Annotated in this window: 18 protein-coding genes and 10 tRNA genes; 7 read left to right on the forward strand and 21 right to left on the reverse strand. The window is 54.1% G+C overall.

Annotation, left to right across the window (positions count from 1 at the left end; genetic code table 11):
- Window positions 1-93 precede the first annotated feature (93 nt).
- Together NB063_RS08280 and NB063_RS08285 are read left to right on the forward strand one after the other, a co-directional pair.
- A complete protein-coding gene (locus tag NB063_RS08280) occupies window positions 94-1,047 on the forward strand; it encodes a CBS domain-containing protein (RefSeq protein ID WP_250928296.1) in 954 nt (317 codons plus the stop codon).
- Complete coding sequence (locus tag NB063_RS08285) at window positions 1,044-2,690, forward strand: phospholipase D-like domain-containing protein (RefSeq protein ID WP_250928297.1); 1,647 nt, start codon at window positions 1,044-1,046, stop codon at window positions 2,688-2,690. The genes NB063_RS08280 and NB063_RS08285 overlap by 4 nt, the downstream gene beginning before the upstream one ends.
- Before the next feature lie 71 nt (window positions 2,691-2,761).
- Here NB063_RS08285 and NB063_RS08290 read toward each other — a convergent pair whose 3' ends face one another.
- The 4 genes from NB063_RS08290 to NB063_RS08305 form a co-directional block, all read right to left on the reverse strand.
- Window positions 2,762-3,064, reverse strand: a complete 303-nt coding sequence (locus NB063_RS08290) for a hypothetical protein (protein WP_250928298.1) — start codon at window positions 3,062-3,064, stop codon at window positions 2,762-2,764.
- A gap of 420 nt (window positions 3,065-3,484) precedes the next feature.
- Window positions 3,485-4,825, reverse strand: coding sequence for a B12-binding domain-containing radical SAM protein (locus NB063_RS08295; protein WP_250928299.1), 1,341 nt, complete (start codon window positions 4,823-4,825; stop codon window positions 3,485-3,487).
- A 246-nt stretch (window positions 4,826-5,071) separates the two neighbouring features.
- Window positions 5,072-5,944: an IS3 family transposase gene (locus NB063_RS08300; protein WP_250928300.1), complete on the reverse strand. Its 873-nt coding sequence runs from the start codon at window positions 5,942-5,944 to the stop codon at window positions 5,072-5,074.
- Window positions 5,941-6,240, reverse strand: coding sequence for a transposase (locus NB063_RS08305; protein ID WP_250928301.1), 300 nt, complete (start codon window positions 6,238-6,240; stop codon window positions 5,941-5,943). The genes NB063_RS08300 and NB063_RS08305 overlap by 4 nt, the downstream gene beginning before the upstream one ends.
- A gap of 38 nt (window positions 6,241-6,278) precedes the next feature.
- Between NB063_RS08305 and NB063_RS08310 the strand changes: the two genes are divergently transcribed.
- Window positions 6,279-6,503 (forward strand): transposase, encoded by a 225-nt coding sequence (locus NB063_RS08310; RefSeq protein ID WP_250928302.1) that lies wholly within the window; start codon window positions 6,279-6,281, stop codon window positions 6,501-6,503.
- Between the two features lie 130 nt (window positions 6,504-6,633).
- Window positions 6,634-7,050 carry a hypothetical protein gene (locus NB063_RS08315; RefSeq protein ID WP_250928303.1) on the forward strand — a complete coding sequence of 139 codons (417 nt, stop codon included), beginning with the start codon at window positions 6,634-6,636 and terminating at the stop codon, window positions 7,048-7,050.
- Between the two features lie 82 nt (window positions 7,051-7,132).
- Here NB063_RS08315 and NB063_RS08320 read toward each other — a convergent pair whose 3' ends face one another.
- The 3 genes from NB063_RS08320 to NB063_RS08330 form a co-directional block, all read right to left on the reverse strand.
- Window positions 7,133-8,383, reverse strand: coding sequence for a DUF1559 domain-containing protein (locus NB063_RS08320; protein ID WP_250928304.1), 1,251 nt, complete (start codon window positions 8,381-8,383; stop codon window positions 7,133-7,135).
- 98 nt (window positions 8,384-8,481) lie between these two features.
- The gene (locus tag NB063_RS08325; RefSeq protein WP_250928305.1) at window positions 8,482-8,673 is read right to left on the reverse strand and encodes a hypothetical protein; all 192 of its coding nucleotides are present in this window, start codon (window positions 8,671-8,673) and stop codon (window positions 8,482-8,484) included.
- A gap of 192 nt (window positions 8,674-8,865) precedes the next feature.
- The gene (locus tag NB063_RS08330; protein WP_250928306.1) at window positions 8,866-9,189 is read right to left on the reverse strand and encodes an IS66 family transposase; all 324 of its coding nucleotides are present in this window, start codon (window positions 9,187-9,189) and stop codon (window positions 8,866-8,868) included.
- A gap of 45 nt (window positions 9,190-9,234) precedes the next feature.
- Here NB063_RS08330 and NB063_RS08335 point away from each other — a divergent pair, with 45 nt between their 5' ends.
- Complete coding sequence (locus tag NB063_RS08335) at window positions 9,235-9,444, forward strand: hypothetical protein (protein ID WP_250928307.1); 210 nt, start codon at window positions 9,235-9,237, stop codon at window positions 9,442-9,444.
- A gap of 68 nt (window positions 9,445-9,512) precedes the next feature.
- Here the strand turns inward: NB063_RS08335 and NB063_RS08340 are convergent, their stop codons facing one another.
- From NB063_RS08340 to NB063_RS08370, 8 genes are all read right to left on the reverse strand, one after another.
- Window positions 9,513-10,088, reverse strand: a complete 576-nt coding sequence (locus NB063_RS08340) for a chalcone isomerase family protein (RefSeq protein WP_250928308.1) — start codon at window positions 10,086-10,088, stop codon at window positions 9,513-9,515.
- A 368-nt stretch (window positions 10,089-10,456) separates the two neighbouring features.
- Complete coding sequence (locus NB063_RS32560; protein ID WP_008700113.1) at window positions 10,457-10,654, reverse strand: SEC-C metal-binding domain-containing protein; 198 nt, start codon at window positions 10,652-10,654, stop codon at window positions 10,457-10,459.
- Window positions 10,655-10,896: 242 nt separating this feature from the next.
- A tRNA-Arg gene (locus NB063_RS08345) sits at window positions 10,897-10,968 on the reverse strand.
- A gap of 99 nt (window positions 10,969-11,067) precedes the next feature.
- On the reverse strand, window positions 11,068-11,925 hold the full coding sequence (locus NB063_RS08350; protein ID WP_250928309.1) for a slipin family protein: 858 nt from the start codon (window positions 11,923-11,925) through the stop codon (window positions 11,068-11,070).
- A 268-nt stretch (window positions 11,926-12,193) separates the two neighbouring features.
- Window positions 12,194-12,267 (reverse strand) — tRNA-Thr (locus tag NB063_RS08355).
- Window positions 12,268-12,283: 16 nt separating this feature from the next.
- Window positions 12,284-12,355: transfer RNA gene (locus NB063_RS08360), tRNA-Arg, on the reverse strand.
- A gap of 93 nt (window positions 12,356-12,448) precedes the next feature.
- A tRNA-Ser gene (locus NB063_RS08365) sits at window positions 12,449-12,534 on the reverse strand.
- A 79-nt stretch (window positions 12,535-12,613) separates the two neighbouring features.
- Window positions 12,614-12,686, reverse strand: a tRNA-Val gene (locus NB063_RS08370).
- A 57-nt stretch (window positions 12,687-12,743) separates the two neighbouring features.
- Between NB063_RS08370 and NB063_RS08375 the strand changes: the two genes are divergently transcribed.
- Window positions 12,744-13,094, forward strand: coding sequence for a four helix bundle protein (locus NB063_RS08375; protein WP_250928310.1), 351 nt, complete (start codon window positions 12,744-12,746; stop codon window positions 13,092-13,094).
- A gap of 166 nt (window positions 13,095-13,260) precedes the next feature.
- Window positions 13,261-13,611, forward strand: coding sequence for a four helix bundle protein (locus NB063_RS08380; RefSeq protein WP_250928311.1), 351 nt, complete (start codon window positions 13,261-13,263; stop codon window positions 13,609-13,611).
- Window positions 13,612-13,641: 30 nt separating this feature from the next.
- Here NB063_RS08380 and NB063_RS08385 read toward each other — a convergent pair.
- The 6 genes from NB063_RS08385 to NB063_RS08410 form a co-directional block, all read right to left on the reverse strand.
- Window positions 13,642-13,715: transfer RNA gene (locus tag NB063_RS08385), tRNA-Leu, on the reverse strand.
- A gap of 12 nt (window positions 13,716-13,727) precedes the next feature.
- Window positions 13,728-13,799 (reverse strand) — tRNA-Leu (locus NB063_RS08390).
- Window positions 13,800-13,804: 5 nt separating this feature from the next.
- Window positions 13,805-13,875 (reverse strand) — tRNA-Ala (locus tag NB063_RS08395).
- 27 nt (window positions 13,876-13,902) lie between these two features.
- Window positions 13,903-13,976 (reverse strand) — tRNA-Leu (locus NB063_RS08400).
- 64 nt (window positions 13,977-14,040) lie between these two features.
- Window positions 14,041-14,310: a hypothetical protein gene (locus NB063_RS08405; RefSeq protein WP_250928312.1), complete on the reverse strand. Its 270-nt coding sequence runs from the start codon at window positions 14,308-14,310 to the stop codon at window positions 14,041-14,043.
- A 50-nt stretch (window positions 14,311-14,360) separates the two neighbouring features.
- A tRNA-Val gene (locus NB063_RS08410) sits at window positions 14,361-14,432 on the reverse strand.
- Between the last annotated feature and the right edge of the window lie 3 nt (window positions 14,433-14,435).

Raw genomic sequence — 14,435 nt, forward strand, 5'->3', positions numbered from 1 at the left:
TGACCAGGGAAGCCGCACACGAACAACACGTCTATACTATGCTTGCACACGACAGAGCAGCGAAGCCCAGACAAGTCCAGACATCGAGCTCAAATGGGTAACCAAGACGACAACGCCCTGAACCTAACGAAGAAACGTCCCGGACCATTCGGGCCGGCTCGTGTCCTGCTGCCCAGCGACCAACAGATGGTCATTTTGGACGGCAAGACTCCGGCACGCGAAGCGGTCGAGCGGATGATGGATGAGCGGTTCTCTCAGATACCGGTGACCGATCGCACGGGCGACATCGTTGGAGTGTTTAGCTGGAAGTCGTTTGGCGAACGGGCTCTTGATTTGCATTCGACAGCGATCAAGCCAACCGACCTGCCAATCGGCGACGCAATGGAGCAAGCTCGTTTCATCAGTCCCGACGTCTACATTGACACAGAAACCGACTGGTCCGATCTCGACTACGTTTTGGTTGGATCGCCAAACGATTTGCTCGGCATCCTTTGCGTCTCAGACGTTTTCGGTCGTCTGAATGACTTTGCGGAAGCCTTCGTTTTGATCTACGAGGTCGAACACGCCCTTCGTGACACCATCGAAGTGGTGTTCATTGGTGACGAGTTGCAATCGGTGTTGGATTCGATCACCGAGTCGGCCAACCGGCCGGCGATGGAGGCTGTCGCCAATTTGAAGGACTTCATCGACGAGAACGGTCCCAGCGCCGCGGTCGGCAAGGCGATGAAGCTACTGAAAGCACCACGAAGTCGTCCGCTCGAATCGCTGCGAGACCTGACGTTCTCCCAGTACAAAGCGATCATCTGTTCCGAAAAGAACTGGCCACGATTTGAGCCAGTATTCGACTCACTTCGCGAACTTGTGGATATCGACCTGTCAGACGTCAATGATCTGCGGAACGTCGTCTTCCACTTCCGCCGCGCCATCACGCCCCGCGACACCGACCGCCTGCGTCGCTTTCGAGAAAAGCTTCGGTACAACCTCGAGCTTTACCACCGCGAGATCGAAAACGCGAAGCAGGCAAAGATCGAGGCGGCAACCGCATGACATTCTTCAGCGAATCACTGATCGACGATCAATTCGTTCGATCGCTACGCGCCGACCTCGATCGTGCCGATGTTTGTCGATTTCTGGTTGCCTACATCTCCAGCAGCGGAGTTGACCAAATCGGCATCAATCGCCTTTGCAGTGTCTTGGAAAACGAGCTTTCCTTTGGCGTCGGTTCCATGAGCTGTGCTTGCGGCTTCAAACCGCTGGTGGATCTGCAAAGTAACCTTCCGCTCGATCCGCCCCGGCTGAAGTATTTCTTGGATCCGGCCATTCAGAAATCGGATGAACCGGACGATATCGCGTTGATGCACTCCAAGGTGATCTACCTTCGAGTCATGATTGACAACGAACCCAGATCCGTTGTTTATATCGGCTCGCACAACTGGTCGACCAGAGCTCTCGGCGGTAGCACCGGCCCGCGAAATGCGGAAGCCTCTCATCGGTTCGAGTTTCCGTTCAAGGAAGAGCACCTTGAAGGACGTGGCGACGAAATGCCTGCACAGGTCAATCGCCATTTACGATCCGCGTACGCTAGTGCATGCTGCCTTGAGGCAACGGAACCAAATCAACAAACGTTTGAGGAATGGACGCAAGCTGCCTGCAAGAATCGAACCCCGTCTTCCTTGGACGAAGTCTTGCTAATCCTGGCTGTCCGACTCCCGGTGCAAAACGGACAACCGCCACTCTCACGCCTGCGCGGCAAGGGCATCTACTTGCAGTGCCTTGAAGAGGACGAGGGATCCGCTGTTTGGAAAGCTCCGGATCAAACCTTGTTACTCGTGTGGGACAATCCGGAAGATCTGGCCGCCGGCGAGCAACCAACGATATTGGTCTGCAATAAGGGAACACGCAATCCCAGCCAAACATCCGAACTTCGCGGAACGAACCAAGCCGACGATCCCATTCGCGGATTTGACGCGGTGCTTTTTGATCAAAAGCAACTGGAGCTGGCCGAAGGCGATGATACGCCGTCTCGATCGCAGCATTCTACGCGAAAGAGCACCGACGTGCAGATTTTCGATTTTGAGTATCCGGCTGCCCATTCTGACTGCAAGGACTACGATCGGTCCGTTTCACCGAAGTATCAATACCTGTTGGATGTGACCGCAGTGGTGGATCCAGCCGATCGTTCGTCTACCGAGTCTCAGTATATTTGGGACCGATCCACCTTTGCCGTCGCCCACGACAGGAAAGAAGCTCGATATGAAAAAATAGAGGGCTATGTCGTTTCCGACGAACGGTACCAGAAAATCGTCGTTGCACTCGAACGGGATTTCGGAATCCAACTTCGCGAAGTTTCGGCGAAGGCACTTCCGAATCCGGAATCCCGAGTGAAACGAGTCAAGCTTGGAAAAAGGTTCGCGACCAGCCCGGTACACGAAACATTTATTTCGGAACAAGTCGAGAAGTTTCCGGACGAACTCTACTTCAAAGTCAGCGAAGACTTACTGGCCCCAAACCTCGATCCGCCCGACAATGATGATGTCGCAAAACAGTCATTTTTGTTCGTACGGGACGCCAAGGTGGTCGAGCGTTCTCAACGCGTTTTCACGACCAAAATCGAGAAGCTCAAAGAAGTTTGGAAGCATGCTGCTCAAATGAAACGGGGTAAAACGCAGCATCCCGACGGAAGAAAATAGTTCCGCGCAAAAGTAAACGCCCGCGGGAGATTGCTCCTCCGCGGACGTTTCGGTTTTGTTCGTCTTTCGACTTACAGTTCGACGGATTCGACTTCGCAGACGAAGCGGGATACGTCGCTTTCTAGGAACGATGAGACTACGTTGAACACGGCGCCACTGAAGCCGCCGATGTTTAGGATGTCGTCTCGCTCGGGTGCTTGGCTGGTTCCATAGGGTTGGATGTCGATGCAGACTAGCTTTGGATCGACAACGCCGAGTCCACGCTGGGTCTTCTTGAACTTCTCCCATTGGGTCATCACTCCAGTTGAGCCGTTTTGGCCGTAGCCGTAACGTCGTCCCGAGGGGATCCAGCTTTCGTTGTCGCTGACCAGCACGATACCTGCGAAGGCTTGCTTCGCGTAAACACTTTTTGAAACCGGCTGGTCGCATCAAATTCCTGCATGATGAGACCGCTCAATTCATCGACACGATTCACTTATATTGTGGGATCAATTCGCTGAGCACTCCTTGCTGCGACTCGTGCCGCTCACCGTCTGATCGATACGAAAACGAAGGTAACTTCACGATTGACAGGAATCCCGTGACAACCGAACCCAGCCAAGCAATGATCACAAGGTGGCAGGAACTGTACCACGATAGTACTAGACGAAGGCAACTGCGGCGAGGTAACAGACCGTGGAGAGGAAGCCTGCGAATGTGAACTCAGGAATTGCCGACCAGAATAGTCGTTTTCGTTTACTGACCGAACGGGCAGCTCATCCCTGCGTCCCACAATCAATAAACAACGTAGATCCTCACTCCGTCAGCGTTCCAAGAGCTAGGCCGATGTTGCGGTAGTTCATGTTCGTGCGGTACGCGAATTCGGTGGTTTCGATACTACCGGTTGTTTCCAGCGTGCGGCGGGCTTTCGTCTTCAGCGTGGGGAGGGCGTACACTTGCTCGGTGCAATCTCGAATAACATCCCACAACTCGTCTGGCTCCATCGACTTGGGCTGGTGCACCAGTTTGGTCAGGTCGTAGTGCGCCCAATCGGCAGGGAACTGGGTGTAAAGCAGACGGCCTTCTTTCTCGAGACGCTCAAACAGTCTCGTTCCAGGCAGCGGGGTCATCGTGGTCAGTTGCATCGCGTCGACATCGCTGTTGACCATGAATTCGGCGCGGCGGCGGAGTGTCTCCGGAGTATCGCTGTCCATCCCAAAGATGAAGGCGCCCAAGACGGCGATGCCCGCTGCGTGAACCCGGTCGAACATTTGCGTGTAGGAACCAGCGCCTTTTTTCAGATTCAGCCGCTTGTTGACTTCGGCCAAGGCATCATCGTCCTCCGCTTCGATGCCGATGAAAATCATCCGGCAACCCGCTCGGGCGGCCCAGTCGAGCACCTCGGGATCGTCCGCGACATTGATCGAGGCCTGGCAGAACCAGGACATTTTTAGGTCGCGTGCGACCATCCCTTTGAACAACTCCAACGCCTGCGCCCGGCAAGCGCCGCCATTACCGATGATGTTGTCGTCGACAAAGAACAAGAGTTCGTCCGGTACCGACTCCAATTCGTCGAGCACATCCTCGATGGGGCGACGACGATAACGGCGGCCGTTGTAGGCGGTGACCGAGCAGAATTCACAATCCAGCGGACACCCCCGCGATGTCTGTACCGAGGCGAACACGTAGTCGCCTTCGTAGACGTCACGACGGGGCGGGGCGAGTCGATTGGGGGCAAGCCATTCGCCGTGATACAGTCCGGTAAGTTTCCCTGATTCGGCATCCGCCAGCACTTTGGCCCACACAGACTCCGCTTCTCCAACGACCACAGCATCTGCGAACTGCAACGCCTCCGTAGGACACATTGACGCATGAATGCCTCCCATCACAACGGGGACACCCCGTTTGCGGTAGGTGCTGGCGATCTCGTAGGCACGATTGGCTGCGGAGGTGAAAGCGGTGACGCCTACCAGATCGGCGTCGTGGTATTCAAAGGGACTGAAATTCTCATCCAAAAGCTTCACGTCCCACGTGTCGGGAGTCAACGAAGCGAGGATGCCCAGACCCAGTGGTGGAAAACGGGAACTAGGATTGACCGAAAAGCCAGACCGCACGCAGTTGACCGGATTAACGAGAACCAGTTTTTTCTTGGTCATGATCGGATTGCCCTCAACGCCCGTTGCCGCAAAAGTACTGAATCGCCAATACCCGCCTCATCCCAAACTGCTGACTGGTGCATAGCGAGTTGTTTGGTGGAGTCCTCTTTTCTTAATTGGCCCAACTTACCACGCATACAGGTTGGTTCGACACACCAAGTTGCCTGCGGCAACCTGAAGCACTTCCGTGTTTTTGTGCAGTATCTTGAGGTGGCCTGGGTTTTGGGGGCCACGCGTCCTCTTATTTTAGTAGGGGACGGTTGATTCGAATCGGGTCGGCGAGAGATAGCCGAGCGATGAATGAAGACGCGATGTGTTGTAGTAGGCAATGAACTCAGTCAGTTCACTCAATGCCTCGCGATAGTTCTCATATTCGGTCATCTGCAGCTCCGTCTTGATCGTTCCAAAGCAAGATTCCATAAACGCGTTGTCGTAGCAGTCACCAGCTCGGCTCATGCTTTGACGCATCGAACTACGTTGGATGATCGCACGATATTTCTTGCTGGCGTACTGACCGCCGCGATCAGTGTGGTGGATGAGATCTTCCGAAGGCTGTCGACTTCGAATCGCCTTTTGAAGCGTCTTGATCACCAGGCTCTCGGTCATGTCCATGTCCAATGACCAGCCGATGATCCGCCGGGAAAAGCGATCCATGAGGGGCGCCATGTAAGCGAATCCGGTTCGTACGATAGGAATGTAGGTGATGTCACCTACCCATAAACGATTCACACTCGTTGGCTCAGGCTGTTTGAGCAATAGGTTCTCGTTGTAGCCCAGCGTGTGCCGACTTTCGGTCGTTCGCGGCTTGAACGATTTCGGCTGCAACGCCGATAGCCCCGCGATTCGCAGCAGTTTGGCGACCCTTTCACGTCCGATCGCAACTCCTTGTAGTTTCAGGTCTGCAGCGATCCGTCGGGCACCGTAGCGTCTGCGGTGTCGATGAAACGTGGTGATCACCATTGGCAAGACATCCATGTCGCTCTGTTCTCTTCGGCTTGAAGGTTCGCTTTGAAATCGCTGAAACGCGGAGCGTGAGAAACCGAGAATCTCACCGACTTCGCGCTGCGATGCAGTGCCATCGCGAATGATGCTGTCCGCTGCGGAGTAAAGCTGGCTCACTCGTTTCGGCCGAAAATGATCAAAGCTTTTTTTAAAACATCGCGTTCACGCTCGACTCGCCGCAGCTCTGCCTCGAGTTCGGCAACGCGGCTATCGAGCACCTCGCCGACCGGCCCGGCCGACTCGACTTGCTGCCTCTTCCATCGGTAAAGCAGGTTTGTTCCAGAGATCCCTAGACGCTCAACAATCGATGGCGCCGAGTGACCATCAAGCAGCATGGCCACCGCATCACGTTTGAATTCGTCTGTGTAGGTACGTCGTTCAGGACTAGCTGAAGGCTTGGTCTTTCGTGGCATCTGGGGTTCCTTGAGTTCCTTTCAGTTTAAGGACTCGCGTGGCCCCCAAATCCCAGGCCACCTCATCTCGCAAGAAGTACGCTCGGCGAGCGGCTGTCACGGAGCGTCCGTTCGCGTTAATCAAGCGCGGCTTCGGCGTCCGCGAGTTCGTGGTTCGCGGGTTGGATAAGGTGCGAGCGGAGTGGACCTTGCTGTGCATCGCCCACAACCTACATCGCCTGCTGAGCCTGAGTCGTCCCCAAGCCCGAGCGTCGGTACCGTAGGCTTGTCCTCCCGGCAACGTGCCAACCTCACCCGTCCGTCTTTCCTTCAACCCTTCGACGATCCTCGCAGCTACCGCTGCGCCATCGTCGAAGGCGGGGGTAAGGGGGAAACCATCAAAAGCAACGCCAATTGGCTATAGATCAACAAACCGAGTTGGACATTCGCTCGATCAAGTGTTCGCTGGGGATGGACATCTTGCGAGCGAAAACGCCACCGATGGTTCGCACGGAGCTATGGTCATGCCCATTAGCCAACAATCTAACCCGGATGAAGATGCTCCAAAGCGGCATCGAGGGATCGCGTGACGTTCGGTCGATGAGCTTCACGCGAAGCTTGGTTCTGCTTGGAACGTCGTGGCTGCTATTTGGCGCGAGGGGAGTGAATGAATCGCTGGTCGAACTTGGGCAAGCGCAGCCGCTCGACGAATTAGTTGGACATCGCGAGGGCCGCATCGAACCGCGAGCGAGCAAGCGACGACCGAAAGTCCTCAAACTATCGACCCTTCCACGCGCCGCTTATCAAGCTCAACTGGGAAGCGTCGCGTGAACGTAAGTCCTTTGATACCAACCGGCAGTGCCTTTCGTACCTGAAACCTTTGTCTTATTCGCACAGGAAAAGGTAGAATACTTTAGAACTCTTCGTCGATAACTTCGCTGTTGGCGCGTGTCCCCAGGGCTCCCCAGAGACCGAAGGGACTTCTTGAACCAGGAGTTGCTGGGAGCGTGGGGTCGGCAGCGGTTCCCGAGGGCCGAACAATGCTGTGAGTACTGCTACCGGCATCGATCGAGTCCGTCACGAAAACCACAGCTCCATCGGCCATTAAGACGTGTGCGCCTCCTTGATGGTTGCTCGAAACTGTCATGATGCCCTCGTCCCCAACGTTGCCGTTTTGATGCGTACTGCACTGACGATTTGGTGGCAAAATTGTATGGACTGCCGTATGGACCATTCGGCCAGACGCCCACTTGTAACCGCGGCGATTGTCTGCCCTTCCAGATGCCTCATTCGTTCCCTCAAGCCAATACTGGGGACGCTCTGGGTCAATGTGCACCGAAGCAACATTGGGATTCTTTCGCAGGTTGTCACCGCTCTTGGCAACGAACGTGGTAATGTGGCGATCCCCTAGATCCGTCCGGATTTCGCCCATCATGATGGAGTTGGACAGACCGTCAAGAATGTCACGAAACTTGACAAACGTCCGTGGAACAAAGACCCCTCGGCAGCACTGTCTGGTAAGAATCGATTGCTCCTCATTGACGACCCCTTTTTGGTTGGCGGGACCAACATGAGTTTGACGGAATGAATCGCCCAAGGACACGGCATAATTAGTTCTGCCAGACGCTGGCAGCCCTCTGCCCGGATCGCTTGGACAACGAAAGCCCGGTAATTCAGTCATCCACGGGTCGTACTGATTGATCGCATGACCCGACAGAACCATGTTTGTGTCTGGTCCCATTGGTGCGAAATACGTTCCTGGGTTGGAACCGACCGTGACCTGAAAAACGTTGCTGATTTGTTCCCACAGACCTTGTTGTTCGATGAATGGTGTTAGCCCCACAAACGTACTCAATTCGTTCCGATTGGTTCCCGCCGCGGCAGCAGCCGTTGCCGCCGCAGTTTCGTTGGCTGTTGTCCCGCCAGTGACTTGGTAAGTCCCGCCATTGTGCTTGGGCATTCTTTTATACGCGGAGTGATAGTTGTGAATCGCCAAACCCAACTGCTTGAAGTTGTTGCTGCAACTCATTCTTCGTGCGGCTTCGCGAGCCGCTTGGACAGCCGGAAGCAATAGTCCAACTAAAACACCGATAATGGCGATCACCACCAACAGTTCAACAAGAGTAAATGCGGTTCGTCGTCTTGAACTAATCGAATGAAACATTGGACACCGGTTTGTGTAAGAGGTGGATTTCAATAGCGAGTGAAAGAAGCACGAACTTTGACCATATCGAAAAGTTCAATATTGACCGAAGCCAACCGCTATTCTTGGTTCATGGCAGGGTCGACATCATCTTCCACTGCCTCGGCAAGTTCGGGATGTTGCTCCAAGTAGTTGGAGAGCTCATCACCACTTGTGGTGTGGGGTTCGGTGTCACTACAGCCTAGAACCAAGGCGACCGAAAAAAGAAGGACGCATTGCCAACGTATTAATCCGCTTTGTGAAAGAAGCATCGTGTGTGCTGCAAGTCATTGGGTGATCGAAGCGTGAGATACTCTGAAAGATTTGGTCATCCCGCTAACTGTACCGATTTCGAATCGTAGAAGTAGGCCTGATTGATGCAAAGGATCAATCTTCATGCATCAATAATGAACTGAACCATTATCGAGAATTATGATCCCTTACCGTTCGACAACGGTACTTTCTTACCGTGCCGTGATAGGGAGTGACAGGGCGAGCGGGCTCATTGCGGTCAGTTGACGGCCGATGAATTCGAAAGGATCGGCCAGTCGTTGCTTGCACGTTTGCATCCCGCTCATGATTCGTGCTTGAGCCAATGCACCGACTTCGGTGTGATTGCCGCCCCACACCTTTCGATTGACGACCGCGGGACGGATCGCTTGTTCACCACGCCAGTTTGTTGCGTCAGGGTTGAGATGACGCAGGAACGTGAACAGACTATCGAGATGCTTTTCCGAGAACTTGGCGAAGCGTTCATTGGCAGCGTGCGTCTTCGGGTGACGAACCAACTTCTACATCTGCATCGTCAACCGACCCGCCATCACTTTCATTCCATGAGCAGTCATCTCCCAGCGTCGAAATCGGTTGCGATACTTAAAGCCCTTCAGCAGCACGTCTTTCACTCCACGCAGACCAGCACGATGCCGGCGAAGGCTTGCTTCGCGTACACAAACGGAGAGACCGCCGAACAACTTGCTAGCCAAGCGAATGAAACAGCAAGCGTGCTCGCAGGTCTCATCCGCTCACTTCGCTCGTCGTCTTAAACCTCTCACGACTCAAGACTCATCGCTCAGGACTCATTATCCTGAATCCTTGCTTCGCACGCATTTTCCTAACGCCGCGTCGGTTTGGTCAGCATGGCATTTTTCAGGTTTTCATCGGCCGGATTATCTGACAGCCAGATGTCGAACAATGCTTTTTTGAATTCGATTCCGGCAATGACGCCTTTGAGTTTAGCGTTCCTGTGAACGGCAACGCCGTACTTTGGCAGGTAGATGAAATCGTAAGTGTCACCTTTGGTGATTGTTTCGGCGAAGCATTTGCGAAACTGATTGATTTGAGGCTGGATTGGCGTCACGTTTCCGCCGGTCGCATTTCGGAATCCTTCGGTCAGCGAATCCACCAGTTTCTCCTGGCTGACAAACCCCGAAGTGATTTTGATCCGGATCGACATCGCCTCGTCGGCACCGGCAATCGCAGCAGGACTTTGGGTTTCGTTGCTAAGGTACAGCCCGGCAACATACATCTCTAATAAGTACTTCGTACGCGATCCCGATCCGTTCAGGATCAGTCGATGTTGGCCCGCCTGAATCTGTTGCGGAAAATCCTCTGCTGTCGCGTCATTCGCCATTGCCGTAACGACAAAAAGGAGCAGAATAGCCGTGATCTTTGAAGAGAGTTTGGGCACAGGAATAACCTTTGAGATAAGCGTGACACGACCTCGTCAACTCGCGCACCTGATGGCGCAGGGCCAGGGATTTTTACCCTAGTAAAGAATCTGGATCTTTGACAAGCCGAGTTTTTACCTTCCCGAACGTTGAACGTTACATTCCTCCGTAGCCTGACTCGCCGAATCAAGTATCAACTGACGATCGCTCGGCGGCTTGAATACACAACTGGCGAGACCGCCGAACAACTTGCAATAAAAGCGGATGAAACAGCAAGGGTACTCGCTGGGCTCATCCGCTCCCTTCGCTCATCTTCCTGATTCCCTCACAACTCAAGTCTCATCCCTCAAGACTCATTCTCTAAAAGTAGTCGTCGCGATTGACGCCATCACAGACGCCCCGATCGTAGGCAACAACGTTTGAACCGCTGACCGCTGCCGCATGGGCATAGGTCGTTGCGGCCGAGCTTTTCCTCAAGTTGCTTGCCTTGTATGATTCGGACTCCGCGTTTGACTTTCGTTTCTGACGGGTAGCCTTTGCGACGTTTACTCATCGGCTCGAAAGCATTGGGCGTTGTCGTCGTCATACAGATGTTCGTATCGCATCGTTCTGCTCCGGTTTGAGTGTGAAAACGTCTAAATGTGCAAAGACCAATCGGCGAAGGGACAACTCAGATGGTTTACATTTTCAAGATGTAATCCGAGTCTGCAGTCGATTAGTCAGTGCTCTCGCCAGGAATCGAACCTGGTCTACGACCTTCGCAAAGTCGCGTGCGAATCCGGCACACTCCGAGAACATTTTGAAATGCGGCTTTAAGGTAAAGCCGAGTACCTCGCCAGGGAGTCGAACCCCGTCTAACGGTTTCGAAGACCGTCGTGCTGTCCATCACACTCGCAAGGCGAATGCAGCGACGACAAACATTGCTTGCCGGCACTGCGTAGGTGACATCGTTCGACTCGGTCTGGTTCGCGTCCTTCGCGAATCATTCTTCGTCGACGATTATTCCTCCTGACTCACTCGACCTCTTTCGAGATCGAGATACAGTCGTGCGTTGGCGTTCTTTGCCAAATCACGAAGCGTTTCAAGCTCAGCCAGTCGCAACAACGCTGGGTGTCCTTCCAACACTGATGCTGCCTTCGCACGTTGCTCGTAGGCCTGCGTTTCCGCATCCACCTTCGCTCGCTGGCGCTCGGCCTCTGCTTGCTCTCGCAATCGAAGGGCTTCCGCATCCGCTTCAGCATCTCGTCGCGTGATCTCTGCTCGTGATTCAGACTCGATTTGCTCAACTTCCGCTCGCGTTCGAGCCTCCACCAACTGTGCTTGGCTCTGTCGCTCCGCCGCCAACACTCGGTTCATGATCTCCTGCAGGTTTCCTGGGAAGATCAAGTCCTTCACGTCAGCGCGACGAATCGCAACACCGTAACCATTCGCAGACTCCGTTACGTCTGAAAGGATGTCTTCGCTCAACCGGTTTCGGTTGGTGAGAATCTCTTCCAGATTCATCGACGCAAGCGATCGACGCGCTGCCAATTGCACATCGCTGTAAAGTCGGTCCTCGAACTGGTCCACTGTGTGGATCGCAGACTTCGGATCGGTCACACGGAACTGCACCAAGATGCTGACTCGGATGGCGACCTTGTCAGCGGTCAGAATTTCCTGGCCCTTGATCGTCAACTCGCGTTCGCGGATGTCGACCAGCATGCACTCGACCGTTGGCAGTTCGTTGAACCACTGCTTGCGCGGTGGAATCTTGTAACGACCAGCTTCGAGCACCTTGGTCAGCTTGCCGTCTTCGTAGTACAAGCCGCGGTGCGTGTCCTTGATAATGAACTCTCGTCCTGCACCTGAAATCATCATGTCGCACCTCCTTTCGATGCTTGCGTTTCTGTTTTTAGTGATTGTGTAAGGAGCCTCGGAGCGGAGCCGATGTGGAGAACAAGCTTTCAGATGTGGCAATTCAGAGCGTTCATTCCGAGAGGTGATCGCAGTAACCAGGTGGCTGCTCGCTCCTGACACCGCCGAGGCAAGTAACTCGTCCAGGAATCGAACCTGGTCCGACAGTTTCGAGGACTGCCGTGCTATCCAGCACACTCACGAGTCATGTTATTGGTCATTAAGTCACAAGAGCCGACGACTGGGTTCGCACCAGCATGATCTGCTTTACAAGAGCAGCGCCTTTCTATGTCGAGCCACGTCGGCTTGGTTGTCGCATTAGTAGCTCGACCAGGAATCGAACCCGGAACTTCTGGTTAGAAGCCAGAGATGATGTCCGTTTCACCATCGAGCCAGGAATAGCTGGTTAGCGTTTAGCTTGTTAGCAGTTAGCTAATCTGTTCTTGCTAATCCTCCAATTTGCTAACCGCTAAACGGCTAGCATAAGCGGAAGGCGAGGGAGTCGAACCCTCATCACCCGAAGGTGGCACGCGTTAGCAGTGCGGCCCGGCAAACCGTATCCGGCTGCCTTCCAGGAATAGCTCGTTAGCGTTTAGCGTGTTAGCAATTAGCTAAATGCGAATTGGCTAAGGGCGAATTAGCTATTCTTCAGTGATCACGGATGGAATCGAACCATCGGTCTCCTGCTTGTCACGCAGGCGTCTTAGCCGCTGGACCACGCGATCGGGGTAGCTTGTTAGCATTTAGCTAGTTAGCCGTTAGCAAAAAATGGGGAACAAGACATGCGAGACCACACGAAACTGCGGGCCTTCACTTTGGCGGATGAAGTTGCACTGTTGATCTACAAATTCACGTCCAGTTTTCCGCGAGAGGAACAATTCGGACTGACATCGCAAATGCGACGGGCCGCGGTGTCGATCCCATCGAACATCGTTGAAGGATGCGGACGTCAAAGCGAAGCCGACTTTGTTCGTTTCCTAGACATCGCCTACGGTTCACTGCGAGAGGTTGAATACCAAACATCGCTCGCTTCCCGCCTCGGCTTTGCTGCGGAATCGCCGGAATTGAAGACTAAACTTACCGAGACATCGAAGGTCTTGGCAGCGTTGATCCGTTCCATCCGAAAAAGCTAATCGCTAACAAGCCAACTGCTAATCAGCTAGCCAAAAGTAGCGGGTTCGGGGGTCGCACCCGACGGTCCAGGCTTATGAGGCCCGGATGAGCCTGGCTCACCCGCAATGAGGTAGCTTGTTAGCTGTTAGCCGTTTAGCAATTAGCTTCACTTGTCAGGAGAAACAAATGAGAGATCACAATAAACTACGTGCTTTTGAATTGGCCGATGAAGTCGCGTTGCTGACGTACAAGTTCACTGCGAACTTTCCGCGTGAAGAGCAGTTTGGCTTGACATCGCAGATGCGGCGTGCCGCAGTGTCGGTCCCATCAAACATCGTTGAAGGATGTGGAAGGCAGACAGAAGCCGAGTTTTTGCGATTCCTCGATATCGCATACGGTTCGCTACGAGAACTCGAGTATCAAACCTCGCTTGGCGTCCGCCTTGGTTTTGGAGCTGACCACACGGATTTTCAATCCAAGTTGAACGAAACATCGAAAGTCCTAGCCGCCTTGATCCGCTCCATCCGGAAGAGCTAACGGCTAATCAGCTAAAAGCTAATCGGCTAATGCCGCGGGAGGGAGTCGAACCCTCAAACACGAACGTTTGAAATTCGCCGCTTTGCCGGTTTGCGTACCACAGCATGTTGAATCAGTACTGAGGGCGGGAGTCGAACCCGCAAGCACTTGTTCCTAAGACAAGCGGCTCGCCGTTGGCCTACCTCAGCGCGAGTGGAGCACCGGGGAATCGAACCCCGATTTTCTGCGTGCAAAACAGACGTCTTCCCGTTGGACGAGCGCCCCATGTTGTTCTTCATTGAATTTGAAAAGTGCCCAGAGCAGGAGTCGAACCTGCAATCACTCGGGTTTAAGTCGAGCCGCTCGGCCGGTTGGCGTATCTAGGCGTTGATCGCTGGTGCCGCTGGGAAGAACGCGACCGACCGCGTCCTTCCCTTGGCTGCCAACGTGTTACGCATGCAGGCGCGGCGTGCTATCGCCGGTCGACTTGCGATGGTTCTTGATCGCCTTGTGCGAATCAGGGAGTTGGTCGCCTTCGACGATCACGTCACCGACACATTCGACCACCCAGCCATCGACCCAACCGACGTTGTCGTCTTTCAACCTCAGGACGCGGCCGATCTTCGCAAACTCTTGAGGGATGTACGATGTCGTTCGCACTGATCCGCCGGCGATGTTGCGTCTCATCGCACATTGCACGTACTTCACATTTCTGGACATCGTCGTTCTCCTTGGTTAATCGCGGACCAGCGTCACCGTGACGCCGGCAGTAGTCCCGGATGGAATCGAACCATCGTTTCCTGCGTGTAAAACAGGTGTCGTCGCCGTTGGACCACAGGACCGAG

This window comes from Aporhodopirellula aestuarii (assembly GCF_023701485.1).
In the GTDB taxonomy this organism is placed as follows: Bacteria; Planctomycetota; Planctomycetia; order Pirellulales; family Pirellulaceae; genus Rhodopirellula; species Rhodopirellula aestuarii.